Origin of the sequence: Pseudomonas sp. PAMC 25886 (assembly GCF_000242655.1) — a bacterium.
Lineage (GTDB): Bacteria > Pseudomonadota > Gammaproteobacteria > Pseudomonadales > Pseudomonadaceae > Aquipseudomonas.
In genome coordinates this window covers 204,985-220,359 of the sequence record NZ_AHHC01000050.1, presented here as the reverse complement: position 1 = coordinate 220,359, position 15,375 = coordinate 204,985, and the positions used below count along the sequence as shown (strand labels likewise).

The 15,375-nt window shown below is 62.9% G+C and carries 15 protein-coding genes; 4 read left to right on the top strand and 11 right to left on the bottom strand.

The annotated features are described in order from the left end of the window. Positions 1–101: 101 nt before the first annotated feature. Positions 102–719, top strand: coding sequence for a TetR/AcrR family transcriptional regulator (locus tag MUM_RS0116510; RefSeq protein ID WP_029615944.1), 618 nt, complete (start codon positions 102–104; stop codon positions 717–719). A 6-nt stretch (positions 720–725) separates the two neighbouring features. Here the strand turns inward: MUM_RS0116510 and MUM_RS0116505 are convergent, their stop codons facing one another. Beyond that, entirely contained in the window at positions 726–1,175 is a 450-nt protein-coding gene (locus tag MUM_RS0116505) for an RrF2 family transcriptional regulator (RefSeq protein ID WP_010171710.1), read from the bottom strand. Between the two features lie 144 nt (positions 1,176–1,319). On the opposite strand from MUM_RS0116505, the gene MUM_RS0116500 reads away from it, so the two are divergent. Next, the gene (locus MUM_RS0116500; protein WP_010171708.1) at positions 1,320–2,207 is read left to right on the top strand and encodes an NAD(P)/FAD-dependent oxidoreductase; all 888 of its coding nucleotides are present in this window, start codon (positions 1,320–1,322) and stop codon (positions 2,205–2,207) included. Between the two features lie 2 nt (positions 2,208–2,209). Here MUM_RS0116500 and gudD read toward each other — a convergent pair whose 3' ends face one another. Together gudD and MUM_RS0116490 are read right to left on the bottom strand one after the other, a co-directional pair. Beyond that, the gene (gene gudD, locus MUM_RS0116495; protein ID WP_010171706.1) at positions 2,210–3,559 is read right to left on the bottom strand and encodes a glucarate dehydratase; all 1,350 of its coding nucleotides are present in this window, start codon (positions 3,557–3,559) and stop codon (positions 2,210–2,212) included. A gap of 10 nt (positions 3,560–3,569) precedes the next feature. Beyond that, complete coding sequence (locus MUM_RS0116490; protein WP_010171704.1) at positions 3,570–4,919, bottom strand: MFS transporter; 1,350 nt, start codon at positions 4,917–4,919, stop codon at positions 3,570–3,572. A gap of 289 nt (positions 4,920–5,208) precedes the next feature. Here MUM_RS0116490 and MUM_RS0116485 point away from each other — a divergent pair, with 289 nt between their 5' ends. Then, on the top strand, positions 5,209–5,919 hold the full coding sequence (locus tag MUM_RS0116485; protein ID WP_010171702.1) for a FadR/GntR family transcriptional regulator: 711 nt from the start codon (positions 5,209–5,211) through the stop codon (positions 5,917–5,919). Between the two features lie 3 nt (positions 5,920–5,922). Here MUM_RS0116485 and MUM_RS0116480 read toward each other — a convergent pair whose 3' ends face one another. The 3 genes from MUM_RS0116480 to MUM_RS0116470 all read right to left on the bottom strand — a co-directional run bounded on the left by MUM_RS0116480 (position 5,923) and on the right by MUM_RS0116470 (position 8,580). Continuing rightward, complete coding sequence (locus MUM_RS0116480) at positions 5,923–6,528, bottom strand: TetR/AcrR family transcriptional regulator (protein WP_010171700.1); 606 nt, start codon at positions 6,526–6,528, stop codon at positions 5,923–5,925. A gap of 46 nt (positions 6,529–6,574) precedes the next feature. Further along, positions 6,575–7,417 (bottom strand): alpha/beta fold hydrolase, encoded by an 843-nt coding sequence (locus MUM_RS0116475; RefSeq protein WP_010171698.1) that lies wholly within the window; start codon positions 7,415–7,417, stop codon positions 6,575–6,577. Between the two features lie 143 nt (positions 7,418–7,560). Next, positions 7,561–8,580 carry an NAD-dependent epimerase/dehydratase family protein gene (locus MUM_RS0116470; RefSeq protein ID WP_010171696.1) on the bottom strand — a complete coding sequence of 340 codons (1,020 nt, stop codon included), beginning with the start codon at positions 8,578–8,580 and terminating at the stop codon, positions 7,561–7,563. A 172-nt stretch (positions 8,581–8,752) separates the two neighbouring features. Here MUM_RS0116470 and MUM_RS0116465 point away from each other — a divergent pair, with 172 nt between their 5' ends. Then, entirely contained in the window at positions 8,753–9,340 is a 588-nt protein-coding gene (locus MUM_RS0116465; RefSeq protein WP_010171694.1) for a LysE family translocator, read from the top strand. 1 nt (position 9,341) lies between these two features. Here MUM_RS0116465 and MUM_RS0116460 read toward each other — a convergent pair whose 3' ends face one another. The 5 genes from MUM_RS0116460 to MUM_RS0116440 form a co-directional block, all read right to left on the bottom strand. Next, positions 9,342–10,175, bottom strand: a complete 834-nt coding sequence (locus tag MUM_RS0116460; protein ID WP_010171693.1) for an AraC family transcriptional regulator — start codon at positions 10,173–10,175, stop codon at positions 9,342–9,344. A 76-nt stretch (positions 10,176–10,251) separates the two neighbouring features. Beyond that, the gene (locus MUM_RS0116455; RefSeq protein ID WP_029615943.1) at positions 10,252–12,720 is read right to left on the bottom strand and encodes a TonB-dependent siderophore receptor; all 2,469 of its coding nucleotides are present in this window, start codon (positions 12,718–12,720) and stop codon (positions 10,252–10,254) included. Between the two features lie 97 nt (positions 12,721–12,817). Then, entirely contained in the window at positions 12,818–13,777 is a 960-nt protein-coding gene (locus MUM_RS0116450; RefSeq protein ID WP_010171691.1) for a FecR domain-containing protein, read from the bottom strand. Then, positions 13,774–14,304 (bottom strand): sigma-70 family RNA polymerase sigma factor, encoded by a 531-nt coding sequence (locus MUM_RS0116445; RefSeq protein WP_010171690.1) that lies wholly within the window; start codon positions 14,302–14,304, stop codon positions 13,774–13,776. Before MUM_RS0116445 ends, MUM_RS0116450 begins: the two co-directional genes overlap by 4 nt. Before the next feature lie 95 nt (positions 14,305–14,399). Next, a complete protein-coding gene (locus MUM_RS0116440) occupies positions 14,400–15,311 on the bottom strand; it encodes a LysR family transcriptional regulator (RefSeq protein WP_010171689.1) in 912 nt (303 codons plus the stop codon). Between the last annotated feature and the right edge of the window lie 64 nt (positions 15,312–15,375).

Genomic DNA, 15,375 nt, shown 5'->3' with positions numbered 1-15,375 from the left:
CGTTACAGAATAATATTCTGTGACGGAACAGTATTCTGCCCATGGGAAATCTGTCAAGCTGCGCCGACGTGTCCCTCTCAATGAATGAGTTCGTGTTCAGCATGCAAACCCCGGATCTGCTCCAGCGCTGCTTCCCAGGTCGAAGGGCCGAATTGAAGCGCGATATCTTCAAGACTGCCCTCGACCTGTTCAACGAGCAGGGCCTTGAAGCCACCACCATCGAGATGATTCGCGCCGGGTGCGACACCAGCGTTGGCGCGATCTACCATCACTTCGGCAACAAGGAAGGGTTGGTTGCCGCGCTGTTCTTCACTGCACTGGATGACCAGGCCGAATTGCGTGCGCGCTACCTGGAGTCGGCCAGGACGGCGAAGGAGGGCGTGTACGCGCTGGTCCACAGCTATGTGGATTGGGTGGACAGCGAACCGCAGTGGGCGCGTTTCCAGTACCACGCGCGTTTCGCCGTGACCAAGGGGCCGTTCGCCGCCGAACTGGAAAGCCGCAACCAGTCGCGCAATGCAGTGCTCAAGGAGTGGATGGCGCTGCCCGGGCGGGGTGATCAGCTCAAACAATTGCCCGCAGAGCTTTGGCCGTCGCTGATCATCGGGCAGGCCGACAGCTACTGCCGTGCCTGGCTGGCCGGGCGGGCGACCAGCAGCCCGCGGGTTTACCGCGAGGTGCTGGCCGAGGCCGCGTGGCGTTCGGTGGGCGGGGTTTAGCCAGACTCACGCACACGGCACCGGCGTCATCGCCACCTGATAGCGCTCATCAAAATCCTCCGCCAGCTGCGCCAGCGTCACCTCGCCCAGGCGCTGCAGCAGCAACGCCTGGGCGTCATCAAAGGCCTGGTTCAGTGCTGCGTTGACGGCCTGTTCCACCAGGCACTGCGGGTGATCGGTGGACAGGCCGACGGCAAAGATCGACGACGTGCCGAGGGCGTTGTGGATGTCCAGCAGGGTGATCTCACTCAAGGGCTTGCCGAGCATCCAGCCACCCTGATGGCCTTTTTCTGAGCGCACATAGCCCTTTTCCTTGAGCAGGCCGAGGGTACGGCGCACCACCACCGCGTTGGTGCCGAGCATCTGCGCGATGGTGTCCGAGGTGGCGCGTTCCTCGTGGCGGCCCATGTGGATCAGCACGTGGAGCATGCGCGAAAGCCGGGTGTCGTTTCTCATCTGCAAACCTCAGGAATTCCTGCGCGAAAGTATCGTTCGTAACGATTGGAGTTGCGAGACTCTTGACGAAGTATTTTTATGTAACTTATGGTGTGTCGTGACTGCCCGGCAACCGATGCTCGGGCCACCAGAGAGGTCATCTTCATGGTTTACGACGTGATTATCGTGGGCGGCAGCTACGCCGGAATGTCGGCCGGCCTGCAACTGGCGCGGGCCCGGCGCAAGGTGCTGGTGATCGATGCCGGGCAGCGGCGCAACCGCTTTGCAGCCACCTCCCATGGCTTCCTCAGCCAGGATGGCCAGCCGCCGGAGATGATCGCGGCTGAAGGGCGAGGGCAGTTGATGGAGTACCCAACCGTCACTTGGGTGCAGGACACGGCGGTCGAGGCGACTCAGGGCCCGCAGGGTTTTGTGGTGCAAACCCGGTGCAATGGCAGCTTTAACGCTCTGCGGCTGATTCTCGCCTCCGGAGTGGTGGATGAATTGCCCGAGGTTGAAGGCCTGCAAGAGCGCTGGGGCAAGTCCGTATTCCACTGCCCGTATTGCCACGGCTACGAGCTGGACCAAGGCCGCATTGGCGTGCTGGCGACCTCACCGCTGGCGATGCATCACGCCATGCTGCTGCCGGACTGGGGCACCACCACGCTGTTCACCAATGACGTATTTGTGCCGGATGCCGAGCAGCAGGCGCAACTGGATCGGCGCGGGGTTCGCGTCGAAAGCCAGGCGGTGCGGCGGATTGTCGGTGAGCGGGCGGACGTGGAATTGGCAGACGGTCGGGTGATCGCGCTGGACGGCATTTTCACGATGTCCCGCACGCGCATGGCCAGCCCGTTGGCCGAGCAGTTGGGGTGTGAGTTTATCGAAGGACCGACCGGGCCCTATCTGCTCACCCACGAAACCCGCCAGACCTCCGTGCCCGGCGTGTTTGCCTGTGGTGATGCCAACCTGGCCGGCGGTTCGGTCGCGCTGGCGGTGGGCGAGGGCGTGCGCGCCGGGGTGGGCGCGCACTTCTCGATGATCTTCAGCTGAGGTCAGCGCACCAGGCAGGGCCGCTTGTTATCGAACGTCCAGCCCGGAATCATGAACTGCATCGCCACGCTGTCATTGCGCGCACCCAGGCCCATGCCTTTGTACAGTTCATGGGCGTGGGCCACGGCGTCCATGTCGATGTCGACGCCCAGGCCCGGTTTGGCCGGGACCTTGATATGGCCGTCGACAATCTTCAGCGGCGCCTTGGTCAGGCGCTGGCCGTCCTGCCAGATCCAGTGGGTGTCGATGGCGGTGATCTCTCCCGGCGCGGCGGCGGCCACCTGGGTGAACATCGCCAGGGAAATGTCGAAGTGATTGTTGGAGTGTGAGCCCCAGGTCAGGCCCCATTCGTGGCACATCTGCGCCACCCGCACCGAGCCTTGCATGGTCCAGAAGTGCGGGTCGGCGAGGGGAATATCCACCGACTGCAACTGGATGGCGTGACCCATTTCCCGCCAGTCGGTGGCGATCATGTTGGTGGCGGTGGGCAGCCCGGTGGCACGGCGGAATTCGGCCATGACTTCGCGCCCGGAGTAGCCGTTTTCCGCGCCGCACGGGTCTTCGGCGTAGGCCAGTACGTGATGTTGGTCGCGACACAGGGCGATGGCTTCTTTCAGTGACCAGGCGCCGTTGGGGTCCAGGGTGATGCGCGCGTCGGGGAAACGTTCGGCCAGCGCAGTGACCGCCTCGATTTCCTCGGCGCCGCGCAACACGCCGCCCTTGAGCTTGAAGTCATTGAAGCCGTATTGCGCCTTGGCCGCCTCTGCGAGGCGCACGATGGCTTCGGGCGTCATGGCCTGTTCATGCCGCAGGCGGAACCAATCCTCGGCGTGCGCTTCACTGCGATAGGCCAGGTCGGTCTGCTGGCGATCACCGATGTAGAACAGATAGCCAAGCATCTTCACCGCGTCGCGCTGCTGGCCTTCACCCAAGAGCGCGGCGACCGGGACTTCGAGGAATTGGCCGAGCAAATCCAGCAGTGCAGCCTCCATCGCGGTGACGGCATGGATGGTGATGCGCAGGTCAAACGTCTGCAAACCCCGGCCCGCCGAATCCCGCGCGGCGAAGGTCTGGCGCATGGCATTGAGAATGCTCTGGTACTGGCCGATGGGCTTGCCGATCACCAGGCTGCGGGCGTCTTCCAGGGTCTCGCGGATGCGTTCGCCGCCGGGCACTTCACCGACGCCGGTACGCCCGGCGCTGTCGGTGAGGATCACGATATTGCGCGTAAAAAACGGCCCGTGGGCGCCGCTGAGGTTGAGCAGCATGCTGTCGTGGCCGGCCACCGGGATAACCTGCAGGCCGGTGACGACCGGGGCGCCGTTGGCGTGGTGCTGGTGTTCTGTGTTCATGGGGTATTCCTTATTTGCTCAAGACGGGGGCGGGTTGCAGCACGCTGCTGGTGGTCGGGCCGGGCAGGGTTTTGGCGAAAAACACCAGGATCGCCGCGAGGATCGACGTGCCCGCCAGGCCATACAAACCGCCCTGGATCGAACCGGTGGTCTGTTCCAGGAAACCAAAGGTGGTAGGCGCGACAAACCCGCCGAGGTTGCCGATGGAGTTGATCAGCGCGATCACCGCTGCAGCGATCCGCGCATCGAGGTAACCCTGGGGAATCGGCCAGAACAGTGAAGACGCCGACTTGAAGCCGATCGCCGCGAAGCAGATCGCGATAAACGCAAAGATCGGCCCGCCGGTGGTGGAGAGGAACATACCGACCGCAGCGATCAACAGTGCAGCAGCGACCCACGCCTGCTGGAACTTGAACTTGCCCGCCAGCGCGGCAAAAGCGTACATCGCGATGATCGAAATCAGCCACGGGATCGAGTTGTAGAAACCCACCTGGATGTCGCTCAGGTCGCCCATCTTCTTGATGATGCTCGGCAGCCAGAACGTGGCGGCGTAGATCGTCAGCTGGATGCAGAAATACAGGGCGCAGAACAGCATGATCTGGCGGTCCTTGAGCAGTTTGCCCAGGGTTGGCTTGACCGTGGTGGCGGCGTCACGCTCACGTTGTTCGCGGTCGATTTCGCCCACCAGCGCATCCTTCTCTTCAAGGCTCAGCCACTTGGCGTCGTGGGGCTTGGAGTCGAGCCAGAACCACACGAAAAAGCACAGCAGCACCGAGGCCATGCCTTCGATGATGTACATCCATTGCCATCCGTGCAGGCCCAGGCCGGTGATTTGCAGCAACACGCCAGACAAGGGGCCGGAGATCAGCGAGGCGAGGGCCGAGCCGCTGAGGAAAATCGCAATCGCCTTACCGCGTTCGACGCCGGGCAACCAGCGGGTGAAGTAGTAGATCACCCCGGGGAAGAAGCCGGCTTCGGCCACGCCCAGCAGGAAGCGCAGGATGTAGAAGTGGGTTTCGTTCTGGATAAACGCCATCAGCGTGGCGGTGATGCCCCAGGTGAACATGATGCGGGTCAGCCAGATACGCGCGCCGACTTTTTGCAGGAGCATGTTGGAGGGGACTTCGAACAGCGCGTAGCCGATGAAAAACAACCCGGCGCCGAAGCCGTACGCGGCTGCACCAATGCCCAGGTCGTGCTCCATATGGGTACGCACAAAGCCGATGTTGACGCGGTCGATGTAATTGACGATGAACATGATCACGAAGAGCGGGAGCACATGGCTCTTCACTTTCTTGATCGCGCGGGCCAGGACCGGGTCGGTGGCAGGCGCAGCTGTCGCAGGGCTTGAAGGGGTCACGAGGTAAAACTCCCACTGATTATTGTTGTGCGGGGGATAGGCTCGGGTTGCCGGAGTTGTCTGACAACTTGATAGACATCATACAACTGCAATTTCAGAGATAGCAACACTTTGTAGGTGCAAGCTTGCACGCCGTAAACGTTAACGATTACGCGTTTATATTGAAGGATCACGGTGTGGCGGGTTTTTTCGCGAGCCAGCTCGCTGCTACAGGTATTTGTTTGTTGTCATACAAGTAGGTGCGCATAAAAATGCTAGTATCGCCAGGCGCCCCTGAACGGAATTCCTGATGCAAACCCCAACCTCGGCACCTCATCGCAAGCGCTCCCCGGGCCTTGCCCACGACATCGTCACCGCGCTGACCCAGCAGATTCTGTTGGGGCAGATGGCGCCGGGTGAGAAGCTGCCGTCCGAGTCCGCCATCGTCGGCGAGTACGGCGTCAGTCGCACGGTGGTACGGGAAGCGCTCTCCAAATTGCAGGCGGCCGGGCTGGTGGAAACCCGTCACGGTGTCGGCACCTTTGTGCTGGAGCGCGACGAACGCCAGGGCCTGCACCTGACCCACGACACCGCCGCCAGCGTGCGCGGCATTCTTGAGTTGCGCATGGGCCTGGAAACCCAGGCGGCCGCCTTGGCAGCCCTGCGCCGTACCGACGAACAACTGCAGCAGATGCGCCAGGCGCTGGATGATTACCAGGATTCACTGGCGAACAACGACAGTGCCGTTGAGCCGGATGTGCGGTTCCATCGACTGATCGCCCAGGCCACCGGCAATACCTATTTCACCGACGTGATTTATCACCTGGGCAACTCGGTGATCCCGCGCACCCGGATCAATGCCGAAGAGCGCGGGGATGTGGACTTGATGGCGTTGGGGCGTATGGCGAACCTTGAGCACGAAGCGATCCTGAAAGCCATCCGCCGCCAGGACCCGGACGCCGCGAGAGCCGCCATGCTGCTGCACCTGAGCAACAGCCTGGAGCGCATGACTGGGGAGTGAAGGTCAGGCTTGTTCGCCCGGTTCGCCATCCACCAATTGTTGGAACAACGGCGTCAGCAGATTGATCAGAACCTCCGGATCGGCCTTGGCCAGTGCCGACAGCCCGAGCATCTGGCGCATCACCTGAAAGCCCGAGACCAGCGCCATCACCAGGGCGGCGCGCTCTTCGTGGTGCTGGCCCTTGAGTGCGGCGGCCATGGTTGCTTGATGGCCTTTTTCTACTTGTTCCCGACCGATCACCGCTGCCCGCTTGCTCGACGCCGAGTGCAGCATGATCAGGAAGCCTTCCAGCGGCGTACTGCCGCTTTCAGTGATGCTCACCAGGGCGCTGGCGAGGGTGCGGCCGAGGTTTTCCGAGGCCAGGTTATGCTCGGTGAGGATGATCGGGCTGGCCATGGTGTCGGCGATCACTTCGGCAAACAGCTGTTCCTTGGAGCCGAAATAACGGTTGACCAGCATCGCCGTCACGCCCGCGCCGGCCGCGATTTCCCGCACGCCGGCACCGTCGTATCCGGACTCGGCAAACGCCTTGCGCGCCGACAATAAAATGGCTTCGCGGGTAGCGGCTGCGTTGCGGCGTCGGGGCGTCTCGGGGGTGGGCGTCGGCATCGGGATCCTGGGAGGTGTGGGGGCGAACCCCCACAGGGTACAGCGTCTATTTGCTGTCGAGGAAGTCCAGCAGTGCCGCATTGAACAACGTCGGGTCTTGCAGGAACGCAAAGTGGCTGGTGTTCGGCAGAATCAGCAGGCCTGCGCCCGGAATCGTCGTGGCCATGTATTCGGTGTGCTCACGCTTGATCGCCTCATCATGGTCACCGTCGACAATCAGGATCGGCGTCTTGATGGACGCCAGTTGCGCGTCGGTCCAGTTCGGTTGGCTGGCCCACATGTGGCTGATCTGCTCGACAAACGCGTCGTACTCTTTCGGCGTCGGCGATAGCTTGCCGTACTCCTTGCCGGCCCGTTCGATGAAGGCGGCGAAGGTCGGGTTCTTCTCCACGCCATCCTTGACCCCGGCGGTCTGGGTGTTGGCGGCAAAGGCAAATACCTTGTTGATACGGTCGGGATGACGCAGCGCGAGGTCGATGCCGATGATCGCGCCATCGCTCCAGCCGACGATATCGGCGCGAGGGATTTTCAGGGTATCGAGCACGGCGACCACATCGTCGGCCATCAGGTCGTAACCGTAGGGCTTCTCGTCCCGCGAACTGCGCCCGTGGCCACGGCTGTCGAGGCTGATCACCGTGTGCTTGGCCGCCAGCGCTTTCACCTGGTTGCCCCAGTAGTCGGAATTGGACAAGCCGCCATGCAGCAGGATCACCGGCGAGCCGTGGCCGGTTTTGGTGTAGTAGACCTTGATGCCGTTGACCGCCGCATAGCCGGTCTTGGCGCCGGCAATCGGTGCCGGGGTGGGTGGCAGGGTTTCCCAGCGTTCGGCGGCCTGGGCCGCAGAGAAAGACAGCAACAGGCAGGCAGCTGCCAATAAGCGACGTGACATGGCGATTCCTTTTTGCAGTGATCCATCGGGTGGGTAAACGCTGGACTCTAGCACCGGCCAGGCCCGGCCCAAACGCATTTTTGTCTATCGAAAATGCCGCGCTCAAAGAAAAAAATGCAGTTATATCAATGGAATAAAAACGTCTATAGCGCCTTGTAGTGGATCAGGCTGCGGGCGCAGTCGATCACGGTTGTACGGGCGGGGCGGGTTTGCCAGCCGAACAGGTGCCGGGCTTTTTCGGCGCTATGGCGATGGGCCCGGCCCAGGTGCGGGGTGAGGCCGCGCAGCAGCGGGTCGAAGCGTGCCAGCACGCGCAACAGCCAATCCGGAATATCGCGGGTGGGTACCTTGCTCGCCGCCGCGCCCAATTCGGTGCGCAGCAAGCCGGATAGCTGCGCCATCCACAGGAATTCACCCACTGCCAGAAACCGCTGTGAAGCCGCCTCCGGCAGGGTCATGGCGCGGATGTGCAGTTCGGCCAGGTCGCGAACGTCCACCACCTCGAACCCCAGGCGCGGGTTGCCCTTGGCCCGACCCTGCAGCAGGCGGGCAATGACCTGGACTGAGCCGAGGTTGTCGGCGCCCATGATCGGCCCGAACACCGCGCCCGGCAAAATCGTGGTCAGTGTGGTGCTGCCCGACTGCTCGGCGATGAAGTCCCAGGCAGCCCGTTCGGCTTGGCGCTTGGCTTGCCGGTAAGGGGTGACGTTGGTTTCGGCGGGGTCAAACCATACGGACTCGTCGCTCAGGCTGTCGGGGCCTTGCAGCGGCGGGGTGGCAACCGTGGCGGCACTGGTCATCACCACCCGACGCACGCCAGCCCGTGTGGCGGCCCTCAGGATACGCAGGGTGCCGTCGCGGGCCGGGGTGATCATCTCGTCAATGGTTTGCGGCGCGTCCAGGCCCAGGGGGGAGGCCACGTGCAGCACGTAGTCGCAACCGCGCAGAGCGTCGTCCCAGCCGTCGTCACGGGTCAGGTCGGCGGCGAAGCAGCTCAGGTGAGTGGGGTCCACGGCAAGGCGGCTCAAGGCGGCGCGCAACGCCGGTTCCCTGGACAGGCTGCGCACGCTGGCGCGTACGTGATAACCCTGTTGCAACAGGCCCGCGATGCACCAGCCGGCGATATAGCCGGTGCCACCGGTGACCAGGACGGTTTCTGCCATGTGTTTCTCCAGCGTGTGGGAAGGGGTGCCGGACCCACTCTAGGACTGAAAAGGGAATAAGTCTACAGATGTATACAAAATAGTGCGGGCAGGGTTATTTTCTTCAATACCCCAACCGGATCGCGCTTTACCGTAGTCCCGTCGTCACCCATCACAAGAAAAAGGAACCGCAATGAGCTTGATCATTTCCATGGCCGCCTTCGCCCTGGCCACGTCCATCACGCCGGGACCGGTGAATGTGGTGGCCATCAGTTCAGGCGCACGCTTCGGGTTTGCCGCCAGCCAAAAGCATGTGGCCGGGGCGGCGCTGGGGTTCACCTTGCTGCTGGTGCTGATCGGCCTGGGGTTGCATGAGGTGCTGGTGCGCTGGCCGCTGCTGACCCAAGTGATTCAATGGGGCGGGGTGGCGTTCCTGTTGTACATGGCCTGGAAACTGGCGGTCGACGATGGGCGCCTGGAGGCCGACGGCACAGCCACGGCACCGTCGATGCTTTATGGGGCGATCATGCAGTGGCTCAATCCCAAGGCCTGGCTGGCGTGTGTGGCGGGGATGGGCTTGTTCGTGGCCGATGGCGATGCGCAACAGGTCTGGCTGTTTGCGACGATCTACCTGGTGATTTGCTACCTGTCGGTGGCGTGCTGGGCTTACGCCGGGACCTTCCTGCGACGCTACCTGAGCAACCCCCAGGGCATGCGCCTGTTCAATCGCTCGATGGCCGCGTTGCTGGTGGCCAGCGTGGGGTATCTGCTACTGGCCTGAGTCAGCCGCGGTATTGCCCCGGCGTCGCCGCCAGGTGCTGTTTGAACGTGCGCTGGAAATGCGCCTGGTCGGCGAACCCGGCGGCCAGTGCTACGTCGGCGATCAGCTCTCCATTGCGCAACCGGGTGCGGGCAAACTGGATGCGCCGGTTGACCAGGAACGCGTGGGGCGTCATGCCGTAATACTGCTTGAACGCGCGGATCAGGTACGACGGCGACAGTTCGGCGGCTTGGCAAATGTCCTCCAGCTTCAGGGCCTCGGTGCAGTGTTCGCGAATGTACTCGGCGGCCCGTTCCAGCTTGTGATTCACCTCACGTACCGGCGTTGTCGACGGGTTGAGGCGTTGCTGGACCTCGGTGAAAAAACTCACCACGGCGCTCTGCTTGTGCAGGTGTTCGGCCTGCTCGTCGACCAGGACTTCATACAGTTCGATCAAGCCGTCATATAGCACGACGTCACGGGTATGAGTGGCGGTAAAGGCGCGAAAGCCTTCGTCGCTGCTGAAACCGAGCTGGTGCTGCAGGTCCGTCAGCCAGGCCGTGTCGATGTACAGCATGTGATACGACCAGGGCTGATCGTAGAGGGGATTGCAGGCGTGGACATCGCCAGGGTTCATCAGCACCACCGTGCCGGCGCTGATCTGGAAGGTGGACTGGCCATTGATGTACAGGCTTTTGCCAGCGGTGATTGCGCCGATGGAAAAGTGTTCATGGGAATGCCGGGTATAGCAGACCTTGCGCCCATCGGAGATGGTCCGGGCCTCGATAAAAGGCAGGGCCTCATCGCGCCAGAAGCGTGGTGCCCGTGACAGTGGGTCAATGGCGTTCAGCGACATGTCTGCAGCTCCATCCCGAGCAAGATCGAGCGCAGATCATTACACAGCCATGGGCGCAGCCGCCATGGCCGTCAGGTCAGAAATCCCAGCGGGTCGCCAATTGCAGGCTGCGCGGCTCGCCGTAAAAACCGGTGCCGAAGTTGCCAAGGCCGGTGTAGTACTTTTTGTCGAACAGGTTTTTCACGTTCAACGTGGTGCTCAGGTGCTCGTTGAAGCGATAGCGCGCCATGACGTCCACCAGGAAGTAGCTGTCCTGGGTAATGCGTGAGTTGTGGCCGAAATTCACCGCGTCATTGGGATCGGGCTGGAACACGTTGCCGAAGAACTCGCTCTGCCAGTTTACGCCGCCGCCCACGGTGAGGTTCTCCAGGGCGCCGGGCAGGCGATAGGTGTTGAACAGCCGCACCACTTGCTGGGGTGTGGTGGTTTGCAGCACAGAACCGTAGACATAGTCACCGTTGGCGTCACGGGTGTGCTGATAGGTATAGCCCGCCGAGACGTTCCAGCCGTCCAGCACTTCACCGGCCAGTTCGACTTCAAAGCCCTTGGTGGTGGCGCCGGCAATCGGGCGATACACCGAGTCGGTTTCAAACCCGGAGACGTACTGCGCGACGTTGTCCTGTTCGATGCGGAACGCGGCAAAGCTGGCGTTCAGGCGGCCGTCGAAAAACGCCGCCTTGAGCCCGGCTTCATAGGTGTCGCCTTCAATCGGATCAAGCAACTTGCGGTCGGCGTCCTTGCTGTTTTGCGGCTTGTAGATCTTGGTGTAGCTGGTGTAGACCGACCAGATGTCATTGAGGTCGTAGACGATGCCGGCATAGGGCGTGACGATGCCGGTCTGGCGGTAGGTGAGACGGTTGTCAGCCTTGGTCGGGTCATAGAAGTCGGTGTTGTCGGTGCCGCTGAAATTGCTCACACGGGTGCCGAGAATCACAGACAGGTCGTCGGTGGGTTTCAAGCGTGTGGCCAGGTACGCGCCGGTCTGGCGCTGCACGATGTCGTTCTGGCCGCTGCGGGGGATGTCGGGTTTCGGGTATTCACCGCGCCAGTCATAAATGCTGCCGCCCACCGGCGGGTAGACTGAGCCGTATACCGGCACGTCCTGTTTGGCCCGGCTGGCCATGAAGCCCATGATCAACTCGTGCTCCCGACCGAACAGGCTGAAGGGGCCGTTGAGGTTGATGTCCAGGGTGTTTTGCACCTGGTCACCCTTGTACTTGCCCATGAACATGAACATACCGTCGCCGGTGGCCTGGTCCGGGTTGCCGCCGCTGGCGGAGGCGAGCAGGGTGTCGTGCTGGCTGCGCTTGCGGTCCAGGCTGACTTTCAGCGACCAGTCGTTCGCCAGCTTGTGTTGCACCGAGGCAAACAGGGTCTGGTTCTGGAAGTCGCGGCGGCTCCAGTCGGCGGCCGGGTTGAAGGAGCGCGAGAAATCGGTGCGCGAACCGTTGCTGAAGTACATCGGGAAGCCGGTCCAGCTGGCGCCTCGGGAGCGGGTGTCTTGCTGGTCTATGCCGAAGGTCAGCAGGGTGTCGGGCGTCAAGTCGGCTTCGAGGATGCCGTAGGCGATGTCCTTGGTGTTCTGGTAGTGATCCTGGTACGACTGGCGATCCTGGTACACCCCGACAAAGCGCCCGCGCACGTTGCCGGAATCGGTCAGCGGCCCGGAAATATCGCCTTCGGTGCGGTAGTTGTCCCACGAGCCGAACGTTTGGGTGACCGAAGCCTTGAACTCCCGGGTGGGCTTTTTGCGAATCAGGTTGACCGTGGCCGAAGGGTCGCCGGAGCCGGACATCAGGCCCGCCGATCCCTTGATGATTTCCAGGCGGTCATACACCGCCATGTCGGTGCTGGTGGTGCCATAGTCATACACGCCGTCGTAGGTGGAGTTGACGCCGTCGTACTGGAAGTTGGTGATCGGCAGGCCACGGCTGGAAAACTCCCAGCGTTCGCTGTCGTAGTTCTGCACGCTCACACCGGGCGCGCGGCGCAGGGTGTCGGCGATGCTGGTGGAGCCCTGGTCGTCCATTTGCTGGCGGGTGATGACCGTCACCGATTGCGGCGTCTCGCGCATCGACAGGGCAAGGCCGGTGGCCGAGGCCATGGCGCCGGTGGTGTAGGAGTGGGTGTCTTCGGTGGTGGCGCCCAGGCCTTCGCCGGAGATGGTGGTGGCGCCCAGCTCCAGGGCGCCGGTGTTGGCCGGAATCGATTCCAGCACGTATCCGTTGTTGCCCTGGGACAGGGCTTGCAGGCCGCTGCCCTGCAACAGGTGCTGCAAGCCGCTGGCCGGGGTGTAGCTGCCATTCAGGCCCGGGCTGGTCTTGCCGGCTGCCAGGCTGTTGTGACCGACGATGAATATCCCGGACTGCTCGGCGAAGCTGTTCAGCACGTTGACCAAAGAGCCCGCCGCAATGCTGTAGTTGCGGGCGGCTTCCTGGGTGGATGGAGCTTCGGCGGCCTGCACGTTGAGCGCGCCCAGGCACACAAAGGTGGTGGTAACGGCCAGCGCCAGGGGGCGCAAGGCAAAGCGAACGGGTTGCGACATGAACATTCCCTTTGGATCAAATCGATCGGCTGATTGAAAGCATCTGCTGGGTTAACCGAACGAGTTGTGGGAAAGGGAACTGACGGCTGAAAGTTTTTTATGCGGTCGGGTTTTTGGGCCTGACCGTGGCCCACCACGGCATGAGCGTGTCGACCCGAATCGGCAGGGCGGCCTGTAGCAGGCGCAGGGCGTGATCGCTGTCCTTGAGCGGGAACGCGCCCATCACGGGCAAGTGGGCCACGGCCGGATCGCACCCCAGGTGGCCCGGGCGATAGCGGTTGAGTTCGGCGATCAGTTGGCCAAGCGGGAGGTTGTCCGCCAGCAACACGCCACGGCTCCAGGCTTCGCGGGTGGCGGACGCCGGTAAGCGGGCGGTGAACCCGTCACGGGTGAAGGACACTTGTTGCCCGGCCTCGGTGATTTGCACCTGATGGCTCGCGGCGGTGCGCACTTCGACCCGGCCCTCAAACACATTGAGCAGCGTGCTGTCGCCGTCCTGCAGCACGCTGAACCGGGTGCCCAGCGCCCGCAGGCGGCCCTGTTCGGTCTCCACCAGAAACGGACGGCCTGGGTCCCTGGCGGTCTCGATCAGTACTTCGCCAAAGCGCAGGTGCAGCAAGCGCTGCACGCTGTCGAAACGCACATCCAGGGCACTCAACGCGTTCAGCCACAGGCGGCTGCCGTCCTCCAGCACGGCCTCGCGGGTTTCGCCGCCGGCGGTGGCGTAATCGGCACGCCAGCCGCCCACCCGCCGGGGCAGGGTGGTGTTGCGCCAGGCGCCCCATGCCAGTGTCGAGCCGGCGCACAGCACCAGAAGCGTCTTGAGGGTTTGCCGCCGGGAACTGCGCAGGGCGCGGCTGGCGCCATGGGCTTGTTCGGCCAGCGGCGCAAAGCGCTGGCTGACCCGCTCTACATAACCCCAGGCGGCCTGGTGCTCGGGACTTTGTCCAAGCCATGCCTGCCAGTGCTGGGTCGCGTCTGGCTGATCCTGCAGGCGCACGTACCACTGGGCCGCCTGTTCCAGGCTGGCGTGGCTGAGTTTTCCGGGGCCGTTCATTCCACCAGCATCCCGTCCAGCTCCGCTTCCAGCACTGCGCAATGCAGCAGTGCCTGGGCCATGTACTTTTTCACCATGCGTTCGCCCACCCCGAGCTGAATGCCGATCTGCTTGTAGGGCAGGCCCTGCAACTGCGCGAGCAGGAACGCTTCGCGGACCTTGTGAGGCAGGCGCGCGAGCATGGCGTCCACTTCGTACAAGGTTTCGACAATGATTACCCGTTGCTCCGGCGACGGCTGCAACGCCACCGGCCGATCCGCGAGGCTTTGCAGCCACGCGTGTTCCAGTTGGCGACGGCGCCAGTGATCGATGCACAGGCCCCGGGCGATGGTGGCCAGGTAGGAGCGCTCCCGGGTCTCGTCGGCCTCGGCGGGCGGGCGCTTGAGCACCCGGATAAAGGTGTCGTGGGCCAGGTCCGCTGCATCCCAGCGATTGCTCAGGCGCCTGCGCAGCAGCCCCAGCAGCCAGGAATGGTGATTGCCATAGAGGTCGCTGAACGAGGAGGGCGAGGTCGACACAGTATCCATCTGGCGCAAAAGCCTTGGGGTAAATAAGAATTGGTCGCGATTAAACCAAAGGGCCGGGCACGGCGCAAATGATATTGGTTTGCTTTTGCACTGGCTTAGCCAATGCGCTGCTCGGCGACCCAGGCGGTCGCCAGGTCGATAAAGGCCCGCAGTTTCGGCTGGCTCTGGGTTCGGGCGGGAAAATACAGGTACAGCCCGCTGCTGGGGGGCACAAAGGATTGCAGCACTTGCACCAGCGTGCCTGCGGCCAGGTCGTCCAGCACTTCAAAGTCACTCACATAAGCCAGGCCCTGGCCGGCCCGGGCGGCGGCGATCATCAGGTTGCGATCATTGACGATTAGCCCGCCTTGAACGCCGACGGTGAATTCCCGGCCCGCCCGCTCAAATTCCCAGCGGTGCGCGGTACCGGCGGTCAGGAAGCGATAGCCGATGGTTTGATGGGCGGTCAGCTCTTCGGGCGTCGCCGGTTTACCGGCCTTGGCGAAGTAGTCGGGAGCGCCCACCACCGACCAGTTCAGATCCGGTGTGAGGCGCACGGCAACCATGTCCTTGTCGATGGATTCTCCCAGTCGAATCCCGGCATCGAAGCCCTCGGTCACCAGGTCCACGGTGGCGTCGTCCAGGGAAATGTCCAGCACCACATCCGGAAATGCCTCACGAAAGCGTGGGATCAACGGCTCGATCAACAGCTTGCCCGACAGGCGCGGCACCGTCAGGCGCAGGGTGCCCATGGGCCGGTCGCGGTAGCCGCTGAGGGCCGCCAGGGCTTCGTCGATTTCCCCGGCGGCGGGGCGCAAGCGGCTGTAAAGCGTCATCCCGGCTTCGGTCAGCGCCACCCGCCGCGTGGTGCGCTGAAACAACACCACGCCCGTGCGTTTCTCCAGAGTTTTGACCGCATGGCTGACAGCCGTCGGCGTGACCCCGAGGCGCGCCGCGGCCTGGGTGAAGTTCTTCAATTCGGCGACGGCGAGAAATTCGGTCAGGCCATTGAATGGATCAAGGTTCATCGGATTTCCATTATGAAGTTCAGTTTCATAGTGCTTGTAGCACGAGAGGGTTTTTCAGGCTAAT